The 17,282-nt window shown below is 65.3% G+C and carries 13 protein-coding genes; 4 read left to right on the forward strand and 9 right to left on the reverse strand.

The window, feature by feature from the left end:
• The first annotated feature begins 87 nt into the window (after positions 1 to 87).
• Positions 88 to 2,238: a polyribonucleotide nucleotidyltransferase gene (gene pnp / locus C5F46_RS03220; RefSeq protein WP_107323925.1), complete on the forward strand. Its 2,151-nt coding sequence runs from the start codon at positions 88 to 90 to the stop codon at positions 2,236 to 2,238.
• A 67-nt stretch (positions 2,239 to 2,305) separates the two neighbouring features.
• Here the strand turns inward: pnp and C5F46_RS03225 are convergent, their stop codons facing one another.
• A complete protein-coding gene (locus C5F46_RS03225; RefSeq protein WP_107323926.1) occupies positions 2,306 to 2,959 on the reverse strand; it encodes a peroxiredoxin in 654 nt (217 codons plus the stop codon).
• A gap of 239 nt (positions 2,960 to 3,198) precedes the next feature.
• Between C5F46_RS03225 and glpD the strand changes: the two genes are divergently transcribed.
• Positions 3,199 to 4,776: a glycerol-3-phosphate dehydrogenase gene (glpD, locus tag C5F46_RS03230; RefSeq protein WP_107323927.1), complete on the forward strand. Its 1,578-nt coding sequence runs from the start codon at positions 3,199 to 3,201 to the stop codon at positions 4,774 to 4,776.
• A gap of 12 nt (positions 4,777 to 4,788) precedes the next feature.
• The gene (gene glpK / locus C5F46_RS03235; RefSeq protein ID WP_107324011.1) at positions 4,789 to 6,273 is read left to right on the forward strand and encodes a glycerol kinase GlpK; all 1,485 of its coding nucleotides are present in this window, start codon (positions 4,789 to 4,791) and stop codon (positions 6,271 to 6,273) included.
• Between the two features lie 74 nt (positions 6,274 to 6,347).
• Here glpK and cydX read toward each other — a convergent pair whose 3' ends face one another.
• The 7 genes from cydX to C5F46_RS03270 form a co-directional block, all read right to left on the reverse strand.
• Complete coding sequence (gene cydX, locus C5F46_RS03240) at positions 6,348 to 6,470, reverse strand: cytochrome bd-I oxidase subunit CydX (RefSeq protein WP_107323928.1); 123 nt, start codon at positions 6,468 to 6,470, stop codon at positions 6,348 to 6,350.
• Positions 6,471 to 6,481: 11 nt separating this feature from the next.
• On the reverse strand, positions 6,482 to 7,645 hold the full coding sequence (gene cydB, locus C5F46_RS03245) for a cytochrome d ubiquinol oxidase subunit II (RefSeq protein ID WP_107323929.1): 1,164 nt from the start codon (positions 7,643 to 7,645) through the stop codon (positions 6,482 to 6,484).
• A 6-nt stretch (positions 7,646 to 7,651) separates the two neighbouring features.
• On the reverse strand, positions 7,652 to 9,256 hold the full coding sequence (locus C5F46_RS03250) for a cytochrome ubiquinol oxidase subunit I (RefSeq protein WP_107323930.1): 1,605 nt from the start codon (positions 9,254 to 9,256) through the stop codon (positions 7,652 to 7,654).
• A gap of 127 nt (positions 9,257 to 9,383) precedes the next feature.
• Positions 9,384 to 11,066 carry a thiol reductant ABC exporter subunit CydC gene (gene cydC / locus C5F46_RS03255; RefSeq protein WP_107323931.1) on the reverse strand — a complete coding sequence of 561 codons (1,683 nt, stop codon included), beginning with the start codon at positions 11,064 to 11,066 and terminating at the stop codon, positions 9,384 to 9,386.
• Positions 11,066 to 12,733 (reverse strand): ATP-binding cassette domain-containing protein, encoded by a 1,668-nt coding sequence (locus tag C5F46_RS03260; protein WP_107323932.1) that lies wholly within the window; start codon positions 12,731 to 12,733, stop codon positions 11,066 to 11,068. The genes cydC and C5F46_RS03260 overlap by 1 nt, the downstream gene beginning before the upstream one ends.
• A 78-nt stretch (positions 12,734 to 12,811) precedes the next feature.
• Complete coding sequence (locus C5F46_RS03265) at positions 12,812 to 13,690, reverse strand: LysR family transcriptional regulator (protein WP_107323933.1); 879 nt, start codon at positions 13,688 to 13,690, stop codon at positions 12,812 to 12,814.
• A 196-nt stretch (positions 13,691 to 13,886) separates the two neighbouring features.
• Positions 13,887 to 14,483, reverse strand: coding sequence for an HD domain-containing protein (locus C5F46_RS03270; protein WP_107323934.1), 597 nt, complete (start codon positions 14,481 to 14,483; stop codon positions 13,887 to 13,889).
• 105 nt (positions 14,484 to 14,588) lie between these two features.
• Between C5F46_RS03270 and ahcY the strand changes: the two genes are divergently transcribed.
• Positions 14,589 to 15,983, forward strand: a complete 1,395-nt coding sequence (ahcY, locus tag C5F46_RS03275) for an adenosylhomocysteinase (RefSeq protein ID WP_107323935.1) — start codon at positions 14,589 to 14,591, stop codon at positions 15,981 to 15,983.
• Positions 15,984 to 16,041: 58 nt separating this feature from the next.
• Here the strand turns inward: ahcY and trpB are convergent, their stop codons facing one another.
• Entirely contained in the window at positions 16,042 to 17,250 is a 1,209-nt protein-coding gene (gene trpB / locus C5F46_RS03280) for a tryptophan synthase subunit beta (protein WP_107323936.1), read from the reverse strand.
• Between the last annotated feature and the right edge of the window lie 32 nt (positions 17,251 to 17,282).

Consider the following 17,282-nt stretch of genomic DNA (forward strand, 5'->3'; position numbering starts at 1 on the left):
GCAGCCGGGAAAGGAAAAGAAGCCACGGGCATGGGGCCCGTACGCAACCGGCGCGGGGAGGGTCCTCGCGCATCTATAGGAAAAGATATGTTCAACGTTACTCGGAAATCCATCCAGTGGGGTCAGGAAACCCTGACGCTGGAAACCGGCAAGATCGCGCGTCAGGCGGATGGTTCGGTCATCGCCACGCTGGGGGAAACCTCGGTCATGGCCAACGTGACCTTCGCCCGCGAAGCCAAGCCGGGGCAGGATTTCTTCCCGCTGACCGTGCACTACCAGGAAAAATACTATGCCGCGGGCAAGGTGCCCGGCGGCTTCTTCAAGCGTGAAGGCCGTCCTTCGGAAAAGGAAACGCTGACCTCGCGCCTGATTGACCGCCCGATCCGCCCGCTGTTCGTCGAAGGTTTCAAGAACGAGGTGCTGATCATCTGCACCGTTCTGAGCCATGATCTGGTGAACGACCCCGACATCGTGGCGATGATCGCCACCTCGGCGGCGCTGACGATTTCGGGCGTGCCCTTCATGGGCCCGATCGGCGCGGCGCGCGTCGGCTTCTCGCATGGCGCCTATGTCCTGAACCCCGAAGTGTCCGACATGGACAACCTGCGCATGAACCCCGAGCAGCGGCTTGACCTGGTCATCGCGGGCACCAAAGACGCAGTGATGATGGTCGAATCCGAAGCCTATGAGCTTTCGGAAGACGAGATGCTGGGCGCCGTCGAATTTGGCCACAAGGCGATGCAGCCGGTGATCGACCTGATCATCGACTTTGCCGAAGAAGCCGCCAAAGAGCCGTTCGATTTCCAAGCGCCCGACTATTCGGCGCTCTATGCCAAGGTCAAATCGCTGGGCGAGGCGCAGATGCGTGCAGCCTTCGCGATCAAGGACAAGCAAGAGCGTGTGAACGCCATTTCCGCCGCCCGCGATGCCGTAAAAGCGGCTCTGGGCGAGGATGAACTGGCCGACATCAACCTCGGCTCGGCGTTCAAGAAGCTGGAAGCCTCGATCCTGCGCGGCGACATCATCAACGGCGGCCCGCGCATCGACGGGCGCGACACCCGCACCGTGCGCCCGATCGTGTCGGAAGTGGGCATCCTGCCGCGCACCCATGGCTCGGCGTTGTTCACCCGCGGCGAAACGCAGGGTCTGGTCATCACCACGCTGGGCACCGGCGATGATGAACAGATCATCGACGCGCTGCACGGCAACTCGCGCTCCAACTTCATGCTGCACTATAACTTCCCGCCGTATTCGGTCGGCGAAGTGGGCCGCTTCGGCCCTCCGGGACGGCGTGAGATCGGGCATGGCAAGCTGGCTTGGCGCGCGCTTCAGGCGGTGCTGCCCGCACCGACCGACTTCCCCTACACCATCCGCGTCGTGTCCGAGATCACCGAATCGAACGGTTCGTCCTCTATGGCCTCGGTCTGCGGTGGCTCGCTGTCGATGATGGATGCGGGCGTTCCGCTGAAGGCGCCGGTGGCGGGTGTAGCGATGGGCCTGATCCTGGAAGATGACGGCAAATGGGCCGTGCTGACCGACATCCTTGGCGACGAGGATCACCTCGGCGACATGGACTTCAAGGTGGCCGGCACCGACAAGGGCATCACCTCGCTGCAAATGGACATCAAGATCGCCGGCATCACCCCCGCGATCATGAAACAGGCGCTGGCGCAGGCGAAAGACGGCCGGATGCACATTCTGGGCGAAATGGCCAAAGCGCTGACCGCTGGCCGTCAGGAATTCTCGGCGCATGCGCCGCGGATCGAGACGATGCAGATCCCGACCGACAAGATCCGCGAAGTGATCGGCTCGGGCGGCAAGGTGATCCGCGAGATCGTGGAAACCTCGGGCGCCAAGGTCGATATCAACGACGACGGCGTGATCAAGATCGCATCGGCCAATGCCGATTCGATCAAGAAGGCCTATGACATGATCTGGTCGATCGTGGCCGAACCCGAAGAAGGCAAGGTCTACACCGGCAAGGTGGTGAAACTGGTTGATTTTGGCGCCTTCGTCAACTTCTTCGGCAAGCGTGATGGTCTGGTCCATGTGTCGCAGATTTCGGGCAAGCGCCTGAACCATCCGAACGAACTGCTGAAAGAAGGGCAGGAAGTGAAGGTCAAGCTGCTGGGCTTTGACGACCGCGGCAAGGTGCGCCTGGGCATGAAGATGGTCGATCAGGAAACCGGCGAGGAAATCTCGCCTGAAAAGGCAAAAGAAGACTCGGCCGAGGCCTGAGCGTTTCATCAGACAGAAAAGGCCCCGGAGCGATCCGGGGCCTTTTGCATTGCCGTCTGTGCGGCGCTCAGGCGGGCAGGGCCACCGTGCGCAGATAGGGCAGAACCTCGTTCACCGCGCCAAAGCGGGCCGTTGCATCGGCGGTGCTGACGTTCAGCCGCACGATCACATCGTCGCCCGGCGTCCAGTCGGCGGGGGTGGCGATGGGCAGGCGGTCAGCGGCCTGCACCGCATCCAGCGCGCGCAGGATTTCGGCAAAGTTGCGGCCCACCGTCATCGGGTAGATCAGCATCAGCCGGATTTTCTTGTCCGGGCCGATGATGAATGTGGTGCGAACCGAAGCGCTGTCGGCTGCGGTGTCGCCACCGGGCAGGTAGGCCTCGGCGGGCAGCATGTCATACAGCTTGGCCACGGTCAGCGCGGTGTCGTCGATGATCGGAAAATCGGCGGGGCTTCCCGAGACCATCTCGATATCGGATTTCCAGCGCATATGCTCTTCGACCGTATCGACCGAAACACCCATCACCTTGGTGTTACGTTTGGCGAATTCACCGGCCAGTTGGGCAACCGCACCGAATTCGGTGGTGCAGACCGGGGTAAAATCCTTCGGGTGCGAAAACAGGATCGCGTAACTGTCGCCGATCCAGTCATGCAGGTTGATCTGCCCCTGCGTCGAATCGACGGTGAAATCGGGGGCCATGTCGTTGATGCGTAGCGCCATTGGGAAATCCTTTATTATGGATGTATATTTCTTCGCCGTGTTAGCCGATCTGTGCGACAACTGCATCCGCTAGTTTAGACACATTCCAGTTATCTTGCCGCCGCAGCCCCCGCCACAGCAATGCGCGGCGAGATCGGGCACCTTTGGGTTGCTTGCACAAAATCGTGGCGCAACGAAACCAGCCTTTGACAAATCACTGGCGGCGCGTGTCCCTTGGAAGGCATCCAAAGGGGGGCGCAATGGCCGAATGCCAGCCTGGGACCGACCCGGTCGATTTGTTCATCATCGGCGGCGGCATCAACGGCTGCGGCATTGCCCGCGACGCGGCGGGGCGCGGGCTGTCGGTCGCGCTGGCGGAACAGGGCGATCTGGCGCAGGCGACGTCGTCAGCCTCGACCAAGCTGTTTCATGGCGGGCTGCGGTATCTGGAATATTTCAAACTGCGGCTGGTGCGCGAGGCGTTGGCCGAGCGCGAAACCCTGCTGGTCGCCATGCCGCACATCAGTTGGCCCCTGCGCTTTGTGCTGCCGCTTAGCCCCGCAATGCGGTTTGAGGCCGACACCCCCTCGTCGCAGCTGCTGGCAAGGGTGATGCCCTGGATGAAGGGGCGGCGCCCGGCCTGGCTGTTGCGGCTGGGGCTGTGGGTCTATGACCGCCTGGGCGGGCGCCGCATCCTGCCGGCCGCCCGCAGCCTCGATCTGCGGCACGATCCGGCGGGCCGAGCCTTGCAGGCCAAATACACCCGCGCGTTCGAATATTCAGATGCCTGGGTCGATGACAGCCGCCTGGTCGTGCTGAACGCGCGCGATGCGGCGGCGCGCGGGGCGCGTATCATGGTCGGCACCCGCGTGACCGCAGCGCGGCGCGCGGGCGATCTGTGGCAGATCACCACCCATGGCCCTGCGGGCGTGGCAACCCATCGCGCCCGCGCGCTGGTCAACGCCGCGGGGCCATGGGTGGGCGATGTGATCCGCGACACGCTGGGGATCGTCAGCCCCGAAGGCGTGCGGCTGGTGCGCGGCAGTCACATCGTGACCCGGCGCCTGTTTGACCACGACCGCGCTTATTTCTTTCAGGGCAGCGACGGTCGCATCATCTTTGCCATTCCCTATGAGCAGGATTTCACCCTGATCGGCACCACCGATCAGGACCAGTCGGCCCCGCCTGAAACAGCCAGGTGCACCGAGGCAGAGGCCGCCTATCTGTGCGCCTTCGCCTCGGCCTATTTCGCCCGGCCTGTCACCCCCGCCGATATCGTCTGGCGGTATTCCGGGGTGCGCGCGCTTTATGACGATGGCGCCGCCTCGGCCAGTGCGGCAACGCGCGATTATGTGCTGCGGCTGGACCGGCAGGGCCCTGCACTGCTGAATGTATTTGGCGGCAAGATCACCACCTATCGCCGTCTGGCCGAGGCCGCGCTGGACCGGCTGGCCCCGGCTTTTCCCGGCTTGCCCGGCCGCTGGACAGCGCGGGTGCCGCTGCCGGGCGGCGATTTTCCGCATGACGGGGTCGCGGCGCTGACCGCATCGCTGCGCGCCGACTATCCGTTTCTTGCACCCGACTGGGCTGCACGGCTGATCCGCGCCTATGGCACCGAGGCGCCCGCAGTTCTGGGCGGGGCGCGCAGCCGAACCGATCTGGGCCGCGATTTCGGCGCAACCCTGACCGAGGCGGAATTGCGCTGGATGATGACCCGCGAATATGCTCGCAGCGCAGATGATGTGATCTGGCGCCGCTCGAAACTGGGGCTGCGGCTGGGCGCTGATCAGGTGGCGGCGATTGCCGCCTTCATGGCGCAAGCCCAAAACCCCGACTGACCGGAGGACATGATGCCGTTCATCCTTGCCATAGATCAGGGCACAACCTCATCGCGCGCGATCCTGTTTGATGCTGGCCTAAGCGTGCGAGCCGTTGCGCAGCAAGAGTTTCGCCAGATCTATCCCGCCCCCGGCTGGGTGGAACATGACCCCGCCGACCTTTGGGCCAGCGTCGCGGCAACTGCCCGCGCGGCGGTGGAACGCGGCGGAATTGATCCGCGCAAGATTGCCGCAATCGGCATCACCAACCAGCGGGAAACGACCCTTGTGTGGGACCGCACCACGGGCACACCTTTGCACAACGCCATCGTCTGGCAGGACCGCCGCACCGCCCCCGCCTGCGACCGGCTGCGCGCCGAGGGGCTGGAACCCGAGGTGACCGCGAAGACGGGCCTTTTGCTGGACCCCTATTTCTCGGCCACCAAGATCGGCTGGATACTGGACCACGTGCAAGGCGCACGGCGGCGGGCCGAGGCAGGCGACCTGGCCTTTGGCACCGTCGACAGCTTCCTGATCTGGAAGCTGACGGGCGGGCGCGTCCATGCCACCGACGCCACCAATGCCGCGCGCACGATGCTGTATGACATCGGCGTGGGCGCATGGGACGCGGGGCTTTGCGCCGCCTTTGGCGTGCCCATGGCGATGCTGCCCGAGGTGCGCGACTGCGCCGCCCCCTTTGGCATGACACGGGCCGACCTGTTCGGGCACGAAATCCCTGTCTTGGGCGTTGCCGGCGATCAGCAGGCGGCAACGCTGGGGCAGGCCTGCTTTGCCCCAGGCATGATGAAGGCCACCTACGGTACCGGCTGTTTTGCCCTGCTGAACACCGGCGCCGACCGCGTGACCAGCCACAACCGCCTGCTGACCACCATCGCTTACCGGTTGAACGGGCAGACGACCTATGCGCTGGAAGGCTCAATCTTCATTGCGGGCGCGGTGGTGCAATGGCTGCGCGACGGGCTGAGGATGATCCGCGAGGCAGGCGAGACCCAGGCGCTGGCCGGGGCCGCAGACCCCGCACAGCAGGTGGTTCTGGTGCCCGCCTTTACCGGGCTGGGTGCGCCCTACTGGCGGCCCGACTGTCGTGGCGCAATCTATGGGCTGACGCGCAACTCGGGGCCCGCGGAACTGGCGCGCGCGGCGCTGGAAAGCGTGGGCTTCCAGACCCGCGACCTGCTGGAGGCGATGCGCGCCGACTGGCCGGGCGCCACTGGCGCGGTGCTGCGGGTGGATGGCGGCATGGCCCGGTCAGACTGGGCGATGCAGTTTCTGGCCGACATTCTGGGCGCCCCGGTGGACCGGCCGCGGGTGACGGAAACCACTGCGCTGGGGGCCGCATGGCTGGCGGGGATGCAGGCGGGCCTGTGCCCCGGCCCCGACGGGTTCAGTGCAGGCTGGGCGCTGGAACGCCGCTTTGCCCCGCAGATGGACGCCGCCCCCCGCGCCGAGAAATACGCCCGCTGGCAACGCGCAGTGGCCGCCACGATGACGGTGTGAGGCGAACAAAAAGCCGCCCGACCTTTGCGGGCCGGGCGGCAGAGCCTGAGTTGCGAAGGGACGCGTCTCAGGGATCAGCGTTTTGCATCGGCCTCTTCGGCAATGCGGCGGTCATTCAGCATTTCCAGCCACATCGCATTGGCAACGGCAATCAGCGCCGCCAGCGGCAGACCGAGGATCCAGGCGAAATACCACATCTTGTGTCTCCTCAGTAAACGGTATGGCTGTTGTCAGTGATGTCTTTCTCCGTCACCTTGCCCCACAGCACCTTATAGACCCATGCCGTATAGGCGAGGATCATCGGCATGAAGATCAGCGCCGAGATCAGCATCACGAACAGCGTCAGATGCGAGGACGAACTGTCCCACACCGTCAGCGAGGCTGCGGGCATCTTAGACGAGGGGAGGATGAACGGGAACATCGTCAGGCCAACCGACGAAATCACGCCAAAGATGCCCAGCTTGGACCACAACAGCGTTGACACCTCGCGGGTAGACCGCAGCCCCAGCACCGCCAGCGCAAGGCCCACAAAGCCCAGCACCGGGGCGATGATGATCCAAGGGCGTTCGGCATAGGCCGACAGCCAGCTTGCCGTGCGCACCACTTCGGAATGCAGCGGGTTCGACGGCCCGTCTTTGACCACCTCACCCACGATCGCATAGCCTTGGATGCCGAAGGCCAGCCAAAGGCCCGCGGCCGCATAGGTTGCAATCGCCACAATCCCCGCGACCGCCCCGATCGAGCGGGCGCGCGCCTGCACCGGGCCTTCGGCTTTCAGCGCCAGCCATGCCGCACCGTGCATCATCAGCATCGACAGCGACACCACGCCAACAAGGATCGAGAACGGATTCAGCAGGCCCAGAAACTTGCCGTAAAAGGTGCCTTCATACATCGGCATCAGATCATCGGTCAGGTGGAAGGGCACACCCAGCAGCACGTTGCCCACCGCGACACCAAAGATCACCGGAGGCACCGCGCCACCCACGAACAGCGCCCAGTCCCACGAGCTGCGCCACAGCTTGCTGTCGCGCTTGGACCGGTATTTGAAGCCCACCGGACGCAGGATCAGCGCCGCCAGAACCGCAAACATCGCCAGGTAGAAGCCCGAGAAGCTGACCGCATAAAGCGGCGGCCAGGCGGCAAAGATCGCGCCCCCGCCAAGGATGAACCAAACCTGGTTCCCTTCCCAGACCGGGCCAACGGTGTTGATCGCCACGCGGCGTTCGGTATCGGTGCGCCCGACGAAAGGCAGCAGAGCCCCCACGCCAAAATCGAACCCGTCAGTCAGCGCAAAACCGATCAGAAGCACACCCAGAAGCAGCCACCAGATCACGCGCAGCAGTTCAAAACTCAGAAGTTCATGCAAGATCATGGCTGATTACTCCGCAGGCATGACGACAGGGTCGCCCAAGGTAGACAGGCGGCGTTCGTGCGTGCGCGTCCATTCCTCGGTTTCGGCCACATCCATATAGGGGCCTTTCTTGATGTATTTGATCATCAAGCCCATCTCGATGATGAACAGGATCGAGTAGAAGGTGACAAAGCCTGCAAGCGTTATGGCCAGATCTGTCACCGACAGATGGCTGACCGACATGGCCGTGGGCAGAACCCCGTCCACCGTCCAGGGTTGGCGCCCGAATTCGGCGGTGAACCAGCCCATTTCGGCGGCAATCCACGGCGCGGGAATGACGATGACCGCCATCCGCAGCGCCCAACGCGGGTAGTTCATGCCCTTCCAGTTCGTGACCACAAAGAAGTAGCCCAGAACCGCGATGAAGGCAAAGCCGAGGCCGACCATGATACGGAACGACCAGAACAGCGGCCAGACGGTGGGAATGGTGTCTTCCGCCGCCATCAGGATCTGTTCTTCGGTCGCCAGACGCGGGTCATCGATATAGCGCTTCAAGAGGAAGGCAAAGCCCAGATCGGCCGAGTGGTTCTCGAACGACAGCTTGACGGATTCGTCCACAACGCCCTTGGCCTCGCGGATTTTCATCAGGTCGTCATAGGCGATCATCCCCGAGCGTATCCGCGTGATCGCGTTCTGCTCAAGTTCGGCAATGCCCGGAATCGCGGTATCAAGCGAGCGGGTGCCGATCATACCCATCACATAGGGGATATGCACCGCATAGTGCGTCTCGCGCGCTTCCTGATCGGGGAAACCAAAGGCGGTGAAGCTGGCGGGGGCTTCTTCGGTGTGCCACATGCCCTCGATGGCGGCCAGTTTCATCTTCTGGCTGTGGGTCGCCGAATAGCCCGACTCGTCGCCCAGAATCACGACCGACAGCGCCGAGGCCAAGCCAAAAGCCGCTGCCACCGCGATCGACCGGCGCGCCAGCTCGATGTGCCGTCCCTTCAGCATGTACCACGCCGAAACGCCCAGAACAAAGATCGACGCCGTCACATAGCCCGCCGAAACGGTATGAACGAATTTCGCCTGCGCCACTTCGTTGAACATCACCTCGAAGAACGAAGTCATCTCCATCCGCATCGACAGCGGGTTGAATTCGGCCCCCACCGGGTTCTGCATCCAGCCATTGGCGATCAGAATCCAAAGCGCCGAAAAGTTCGACCCGATCGCAACCAGCCAGGTCACGATCATGTGGGCCACCTTCGACATCTTGTCCCAGCCAAAGAACATCAAACCGACGAACGTGGCTTCCATGAAGAAGGCCATCAGCCCTTCGATAGCCAGCGGAGCCCCGAAGATATCGCCGACATAGTGGCTGTAGTAGCTCCAGTTCATCCCGAACTGGAATTCCATCGTGATGCCAGTCGCCACACCCAACACAAAGTTGATGCCGAACAGCGTTGCCCAGAATTTCGTCATCTGCCGCCAGATTGGGCGGTTGGTCATGACGTAAACCGTCTCCATGACCGCCACGATGATCGACAGACCAAGCGTCAGCGGCACGAAGAGGAAGTGATACATCGCTGTCATCGCAAATTGCAGGCGCGACAGCTCGACGACATCAAGCTCCATTTCTTCACTCCAGTTGCCCTCGAAGCGGAGGGCGTAATAGATAGAGAAACGGTATATTATAATTCTTCTATGTATAATTGATGCAGATCAAAGAATCATCCCGGTCTGCAATTTTTTGTCGCAGGCGTCAGGTCGTCGCAGCCGCTTGATCCAGCCTTAGCAGACGGTCGGAAAACTCTTGTTCCACAGCGCGATGCGACGCGATCAGCAGCGCGGCGGCAGGCAATTCGTGGCGAATCCCGCGCAGCACGGCCTCGGCGGTGGGCCGGTCCAGCCCCTCGGTAGGCTCGTCCAGCAACAGCACTTGCGGGCGGCGAAGAATCGCGCGGGCCAGTGTCAGCCGCCGCGCCTCGCCGCCCGACAGGCCCGCGCCGCCGTCGCCCAGCCGCGCCGAAAGCCCGCCGTTCTGCGCAACCACCCCGGTCAGTTGCACCGCCTCAAGCACCGCCATTGCCTCGGCCTCGGTCAGATCGGGGCGGGCCAGCGCCAGCGCCTCGAACACCGTCCCCCGCATCAGCGCCGCGCGCTGCGGCAACAGCGCCAGCCGGGCGCGCAGGTCGGCCTCGGGCCAGTCGGCCAGCGGCTGACCCGCCAGCAGCACCCGGCCCGCATCCGGCGCGATCAGCCCCGCCGCGAGCGCGAGCACCAGCGATTTGCCACTGCCGCTGCGCCCGGTCATCGCGACGCATTCCCCGGCGGCCAGGTCAAACGACAGCGCATCCAGCACAGGGCGCGACGACCCCGGCGCCGCCAGCGACACGCCCGCAAAGGCCAGCGCCGGGGCCGTCGGATCGGGGCGCGGCGCGGCGACGGCGGCCGCGGGGGCCGGAGCCGGGTCCGGGGCGGCCAGCAGCCGCTCGACCCGGCGGGCGGCGTCCATCATCCGCCCCAGATCGGCCATGCCCCGGCGCAGCGGCCCGGTGATTTCGCCCAAGGCAAGCGTGGCAAAGAACCCCAGCGCTAGCGCCGCAACCGAAATCTGCCCCGCCTGCGCCAGACCCGAGCCCAGCCACAGCGCCCCCGCCGCCGCCAGCGTCACCGTGACCGACAGCGCAAACCCCGCGCGCCGCTCCACCCGGTTGACCTGATCGCGGGCAGAATGCAGGCGCGCCTCGGCCTCAAGAACGGCCATGCGTTGCATGTGCAACCGACCCTGCACCGCCAGATCGGACGCGGCGCGCAGGGCATCGATCAGCCGCATCCGAAACGCCTGTTGTGCCAGTTCCGCCCGGCGCGAGGGGGCCAGCGCCCGGCGCCCGGCCCAGATCAGGGCTGCCGCCGCGCCCAGCGTAAAGCTGGCCACCGACCACAGTGCCACCGCGGGCGCCACCAGCCACGCCAGCATCGCCCCGGAAATCGCCAGCGTCACCGCTCCCGCCGCAAGCGGCATCGCCAGCCGCAGCGCGACCCCGTCCAGCGCATCGACATCGGCGGTCAGCCGGTTCAGCGTCTGCGCCCCGCGCAGGCGCAGCATCTGGCCATAGGGCAGGCGCTGCAACCGCTCCAGCAAGGCCACGCGCAGGCTGGCCAACACCCGCAGTACCGCGTCATGGGTAATCAACCGTTCGCCATAGCGCGCCGCAGTGCGCCCCAGCGCCAGCATCCGCACCCCGGCCGACGGGCGGAACACGTCAAAGACCAGCCCCAGCCCCAGCATGCCCGCAAGCCCTGCGGCGGTGATGAACCAGCCCGACAGGCCCAGAAGCGCCACCCCCGCCATCAGCACCACCGCCGACAGCGCCACCCCGCGCAACAGCGCGGCACGTTCGGCGCGCCACATCCGGCGCAGAATTGCCCGCAAGGCCCGCATCAGACCGCCCCCTCCAGCGCAACCACCCGGCCCATCCGCGCGGCCAGCCGCGCATCATGGGTGGCCACGATCAGCGTGGCCCCGCCCGCAGCCAGCGCCAGCAGCGCCTCGGTTACTTCGGTGGCGGTTTCCTCGTCCAGATCGGCTGTCGGTTCATCGGCCAGCACTACCTGCGGCGCGGCCAGCGCGACGCGCGCCAGCATCAGCCGCCGCGCCTCGCCGCCCGACACCCCGGCCCCGGTTTCGCCCAGACGCGCCAGCAGGCCGCGCGGCAACCGCGCCACCACGCCATCAGCCCGCGCCAGCCGCAGCGCCGCCGCCATGGCCGCAGGCGCCACCGGCCCCGCCGACAGCGTCGTCCGCAGGCTTCCGGCCAGAAAATGCGGCACCTGCGGCAGCCAGCCCAGCCGCGCCCGCCAGGCATCGGCCGTGTCAGGGCCAAGTGGCTGGCCCGCGACCCGGATTTCCCCCTGATCGGGGGCCTGAAGGCCGGCAATCAGCGCCAAGGCGGTGCTTTTGCCCACGCCGCTGGGGCCGGTCAGCGCCAGCGCTTCGCCAGGTGCCACGGTCAGATCGGGCAGCCGCAGCCAGCGACCGGCGATCTGCACCGCCACCCCCCGCAACGCAATTTCCGGCGCGCCGGGCAGCGGCGCAACCGCAGCCCCCGCGCCCAGCATCAGCGCCCCGCGCCCGGCCTCCAGCGCCGCCATCTCTTCGGCCACGGCCTCGGCGGCGGCTTTGTCGTGCCAGGCGGCGGCCATATCGCGCAGCGGCTCAAAGAAGGCAGGGGCCAGCAGGATCAGAAAGATCCCCTCGCCCACCGACAGCCCGCCCCAACTGCCCCAGCCCAGCGCCCCCAGCAAATGAAAGCCCACATAGACCGCCACCATCGCCACCCCGATGGCCGAAAACAGTTCCAGCACCGCCGAGGACAAAAACGCCAGCCGCAGCACCGCCATGGTGCGCGCGCGCAAATCTTCGGCCGCGGCGCGAAACCCCTCGACCACCCGGCTTGATGCCGCCAGCAGCCGGATATCGACCAGCGCCTGAAGCCGTTCCAGCAGCAGCGTGTTCAGTGTGCCCACCTCGGCCAGTTGGCGGGCGCTGGCCTCTTTCGCGGCCATACCCACCAGCGCCATGAACACCGGAATCAGCGGCCCCGAGACCACAAAGATCAGCACGACAACCCAGCTTAGCGGCAGCGCCGCCGCCAGAATCGCCAGCGGCACCACCCGCGCCCGCAGCATGGCCGGGCGCAACCGGATCAGCCACGGCCCCAGCAGCGCCAGCTTTTCGCTGGCAAGCGCGGCAACGGCGGCAGCCGCGGGACGTGACGGGTCTTTGGGTGCGCGGGCGGTTTCGGCGGCAACCAGATCGCGCCGGGCCAGCGACAGCGCCGCCTCGGCCCCCTCCATCAGCCAACGCGCAGCCAGCACCTCAAGCCCCGCGCGCACCAGCCCCAGCGCCGCAAATCCCGCCGTGCCCGCCAGCGGGCCGACCTGCGCCGATGCCGGGTCCAGCAGCCCCGCAATCACCGCAGCCACCAGCGCCGCCTGCGGCAGCCACAACAGCGACGCCGCGGCGGTGATCCAGCCAGCAGACTCCAGCCGGGCCGTTCGGGCCGCGGCGTAAAACCCCGCCAGCCAGCCCTTACTCGTTTCGGTCATTCCCTGCCCGCCCCCGCTGCGGCCTTGCGTCGCGCCTTACCTAGAGCGTGGGGGGCAGGAAAGGCAAGTCATTGCCGATCACACTTCAGCCTTGAGCCAGGACACAAAGCTGCGCGCAGACCGGCTCAGCGGCCCCGGCGGATAGACGACGTAAAAGCCGGTGCGATCATCGGGCAGTTCGTAAACCGGCACCAGACGGCCCGATTTCAGATCGTCAGCCACCAGCGCCGCGCTTTCCAGATGCAGCCCCAGCCCCTCGCGCACCGCCGACAAGGCAAGTTCCTCGTTCGGCAATTCGGTAAAACGCAACCCGTCGGGGTCAAGCCCGATGGATTGCAGCAGTTCCATCTGCTCGGGCCAGTCGGCCTCGCGCACCCAGGGCAGCGCGGCCATTTCGACGGGCGACAGGCTGGTGCGCCCGCCCAGCAGCGCAGGCGCGCCCACCACCACCTGCGGCGCGCGGGTCAGAAATTCGGCCCGCACACCGGGCCAATGGCCATCGCCAAAGCGAATGCCCAGCGCCACCCCCTCACGGCGCAGGTCGATCACCCGATGGTCGGGCAGCAGCGACAGCGAAATATCGGGGTGCTGTTTCCAGAACCGCGCCAGCCGCGGCATCAGCCAATGCGAGGCGAAAGCCGGCGGCAGCGTCACCGTCAACGGGCCACCGCCAGTTTCGGCCGCCAACCCCGCCAGCGCGGCCTGAATCGTGCCGAACCCCTCGCTCAGCGCCTGCGCCAGTCGCGCCCCCTCGGGCGAGATCTGAAGGCTGCGACCCTCGCGCCACATCAGCGGCAGGCCCAGAACCGCCTCCAGCGCGCGCACCTGCTGCGCCACGGCGGCATGGGTGACGTTCAATTCACGCGCGGCGGCGCTGAAGCCGCCGTTGCGGGCCGCCGCCTCAAAGGCACGCAGCGCGGCAAGGGGCGGCATCCGGCGCCAATCCAGACTGGGCATCTGCTACCTCAGCTAACAGCTTCACAAATTTCCTGACTCACCGTTCAGTTTTCATTCTGCTTATAATCGAGGCAATAGAGATGAAACAGGAGGGTCAGACCATGATCCGTATCTTAGCAGAAGTGATGACGATTGCCATTGGCGGCTATGCGCCGCGCCGGGCGCCCGAGGGTGTGCGCCCGCGTCGCTGACAGATTCAGGCGGTGATCGCCGCCAGCAACGCATGGTGGCGCGCGGTGTAATCCGCGCGCACCTCGGCAGGGGGCCGCAGCCGGATCGTCAGCCCCCGCGCCAGGACCGGGTCGGGGCGGTGAAACAGCCGGTTCGCCTCGGCCTCGGAAAACCCTGCAATCTGCACCGCTTCCAGCCAGGCCGACACCGCGTCTGCCTTTTTGATTTCGCGCTTGATCGGCACGGGCAGCGCCGCGGGCAAGCCAAAGCGCAGATGAACCGCCGCCATCAGCCGCGCGTCCAGTTCACCATAGGTCGGCCCGATCGCAGCCTTGACCGGGCTGATCATGTCGCCAATCACATATTCGGGTGCGTCATGCAGCAGCGCCGCCAACCGCCAGCGCGCCGCAATACCGGGGTTGGCGCGGGCAAAGATTTCCTCCACCAACAGCGAATGTTCGGCGACCGAATAGGCAAACTCGCCCCGCGTCTGCCCGTTCCAGCGCGCCACAAAGGCCAGACCATGCGCGATATCCTCGACCTCGATATCCATCGGCGTCGGGTCAAGCAGGTCAAGCCTGCGGCCTGAAAGCATCCGTTGCCAGGCGCGGGGCTGTTTCATGGTCACCTCATGTCGCCCCGCGACCCTAAGCCGGGCGCGCAAAGATTGTCGAGACGGCGTTGCGGTGCTATCTCGCCTTCAATCATCGAATTAAGGAGCCCGGCCATGCCGCAGGATTACATCGTCAAGGACATCACGCTGGCCGGGTTCGGCCGCAAGGAACTGGACATCGCCGAAACCGAAATGCCGGGCCTGATGGCGCTGCGCGAGGAATTCGGCGCGGCCAAGCCGCTGAAGGGCGCGCGCATCGCGGGCAGCCTGCACATGACGATCCAGACCGCCGCGCTGATCGAAACGCTGGTGGCGCTAGGCGCCGAGGTGCGCTGGGCCTCGTGCAATATCTTCTCGACCCAGGATCACGCCGCCGCCGCGATCGCCGCGGCGGGTGTGCCGGTCTTTGCCATCAAGGGCGAGACGCTGGAGGACTACTGGACCTATACCGACAAGATCTTCCAGTTCCCGGAAGGCACCTGCAACATGATCCTCGATGACGGCGGGGATGCCACGCTTTATGTGCTGATGGGGGCGCGGGTCGAGGCGGGGGAAACCGATCTGATCGCGGTGCCCACAAGCGATGAAGAGGTGTGCCTGTTCAACCAGATCCGCAAGCGCATGGCCGAAACACCGGGTTGGTTCACCGCGCAGCGCGACGCGATCAAGGGCGTGTCGGAAGAAACCACCACCGGCGTGCATCGCCTTTATGACCTGCACAAAAAGGGCTTGCTGCCCTTCCCCGCGATCAACGTGAACGACAGCGTCACCAAGTCGAAATTCGACAACAAATATGGCTGCAAGGAATCGCTGGTGGACGGCATCCGCCGCGCAACCGACGTGATGATGGCCGGCAAGGTGGCCGTCGTCTGCGGCTATGGCGATGTGGGCAAGGGCTCGGCCGCCAGCCTGCGGGGCGCGGGCGCGCGCGTGAAGGTGACGGAAGTGGACCCGATCTGCGCGCTGCAAGCCGCGATGGACGGGTTCGAGGTGGTCCTGCTGGAAGATGTGGTCAAGGATGCCGACATCTTCATCACCACCACCGGCAACAAGGACGTGATCCGCATCGAGCACATGCGCGAGATGAAGGACATGGCCATCGTCGGCAACATCGGCCATTTCGACAACGAAATTCAGGTCGCCGCCCTGAAAAACCACAAATGGACCAACATCAAGGATCAGGTGGACATGATCGAGATGCCCTCGGGCGCCCGCATCATCCTGCTGTCCGAAGGGCGACTGCTGAACCTGGGCAATGCCACCGGCCACCCGTCTTTCGTGATGTCGGCCAGCTTCACCAATCAGGTGCTGGCGCAGATCGAACTTTGGACCAAGGGCGAGGCCTACGCGCCGGGCGTCTACATCCTTCCCAAGCATCTGGATGAAAAGGTGGCCCGCCTGCATCTGAAGAAAATCGGCGTCAAGCTGACCCAGCTGCGCCCCGATCAGGCCGACTATATCGGCGTGACGGTGGAAGGCCCGTTCAAGGCCGATCACTACCGCTACTAAGCGCCACTGCCGCGCGCTGCCGCCGCCCGGTCACTCCGGGCGGCGGTTGGGTTTCGGCTTACAGGACTCCGCCAAAGCCGAAATTCTGCGTCACATAGTCAATATCCTTGTCGCCGCGGCCCGACAGGTTGATCAGGATCGACTTGCCGGGGTGGTTTTTCGCCTCGCGCATGGCAAAGGCCACCGCATGCGCGCTTTCCAGTGCCGGGATGATGCCCTCCTGCCGCGACAGCGCGAAAAAGGCCGCCAGCGCCTCCTTGTCGTCGGCCCAGGCATAGGTCGCGCGGCCCGAACGGTGCAGATAGGCGTGTTCCGGCCCGACGCCGGGGTAATCGAGGCCGGAGGCCACGGTATGCACCGGGGCGGGGTTGCCGTCGGCATCCTTCAGCACCATCGTGCGAAAGCCGTGAATGTCGCCATCCTCGCCATAGGTGATGGTCGCGGCATGGTCGCCCAGCGCCGAAGAGGTGCCGCGCGGCTCGATGCCATACAGCGCCACATCTTCATCGTCGATGAAGCCCGCGAAAATCCCCATCGCGTTGGACCCGCCGCCGACGCAGGCGGTCACGATGTCGGGCAGCTTGCCGGTCATTTCCAGAAACTGCTCGCGCGCCTCGATGCCCACCACATGCTGAAAGTTGCGCACCATCATCGGGAAGGGATGTGGCCCCACAACCGAGCCGATGGCGAACAGCGCCGTGTCGGCCTGTGCGACATAGCTTTGAAAGCAACTGTCCACCGCCTCTTTCAGCGACCGGCCGCCAAAACCGACCGGCACCAGCTTGGCCCCCAGCAGCTTCATCCGGGTGACATTGGGCGCCTCTTTGGCAATGTCGATCTCGCCCATGTGAATTTCGCATTCCATGCCGAAATAGGCCGCCGCCGTGGCCAGTGCCACGCCATGCTGGCCCGCGCCCGTTTCGGCCATCAGCTTGGTCTTGCCCATGTGGCGGGCCAACAGCGCCTCGGCCATGCAATGGTTCAGCTTGTGCGCGCCGGTGTGGTTCAGATCCTCACGCTTGGCGTAGATCTGCGCGCCGCCGCATGTACCGGACAGGTTTTTGAGATAAGAGACCGGCGTGGGGCGGCCCTGAAAATGTTTGCGGATATAGCGCAGGTCGCGGATGAACTCGGCCGAATTCGAGATGCGGTCATAGGCCTCGGCAATCGCCTGGAAATGCGGCACCAGCACAGGCGGCAGCATCGCGCCACCATAGCTGCCGAAATAGCCGTCACGCGTCGGGTGGGTTTTCAGGTAAGAGGTCATCGACCGGCTCCTCTGGCTTGGGATCGGCCAGA

Source organism: Phaeovulum veldkampii DSM 11550, from assembly GCF_003034995.1.
Lineage (GTDB): Bacteria > Pseudomonadota > Alphaproteobacteria > Rhodobacterales > Rhodobacteraceae > Phaeovulum > Phaeovulum veldkampii.

Excerpts from the sequence above, each read along its gene's own strand:
- pnp (WP_107323925.1), top strand. The coding sequence starts at position 88 with ATGTTCAACGTTACTCGGAAATCCATCCAGTGGGGTCAGGAAACCCTG.
- C5F46_RS03225 (WP_107323926.1), bottom strand. The coding sequence starts at position 2,959 with ATGGCGCTACGCATCAACGACATGGCCCCCGATTTCACCGTCGATTCG.
- glpD (WP_107323927.1), top strand. The coding sequence starts at position 3,199 with ATGGCCGAATGCCAGCCTGGGACCGACCCGGTCGATTTGTTCATCATC.
- glpK (WP_107324011.1), top strand. The coding sequence starts at position 4,789 with ATGCCGTTCATCCTTGCCATAGATCAGGGCACAACCTCATCGCGCGCG.
- cydX (WP_107323928.1), bottom strand. The coding sequence starts at position 6,470 with ATGTGGTATTTCGCCTGGATCCTCGGTCTGCCGCTGGCGGCGCTGATT.
- cydB (WP_107323929.1), bottom strand. The coding sequence starts at position 7,645 with ATGATCTTGCATGAACTTCTGAGTTTTGAACTGCTGCGCGTGATCTGG.
- C5F46_RS03250 (WP_107323930.1), bottom strand. The coding sequence starts at position 9,256 with ATGGAGCTTGATGTCGTCGAGCTGTCGCGCCTGCAATTTGCGATGACA.
- cydC (WP_107323931.1), bottom strand. The coding sequence starts at position 11,066 with ATGCGGGCCTTGCGGGCAATTCTGCGCCGGATGTGGCGCGCCGAACGT.
- C5F46_RS03260 (WP_107323932.1), bottom strand. The coding sequence starts at position 12,733 with ATGACCGAAACGAGTAAGGGCTGGCTGGCGGGGTTTTACGCCGCGGCC.
- C5F46_RS03265 (WP_107323933.1), bottom strand. The coding sequence starts at position 13,690 with ATGCCCAGTCTGGATTGGCGCCGGATGCCGCCCCTTGCCGCGCTGCGT.
- C5F46_RS03270 (WP_107323934.1), bottom strand. The coding sequence starts at position 14,483 with ATGAAACAGCCCCGCGCCTGGCAACGGATGCTTTCAGGCCGCAGGCTT.
- ahcY (WP_107323935.1), top strand. The coding sequence starts at position 14,589 with ATGCCGCAGGATTACATCGTCAAGGACATCACGCTGGCCGGGTTCGGC.
- trpB (WP_107323936.1), bottom strand. The coding sequence starts at position 17,250 with ATGACCTCTTACCTGAAAACCCACCCGACGCGTGACGGCTATTTCGGC.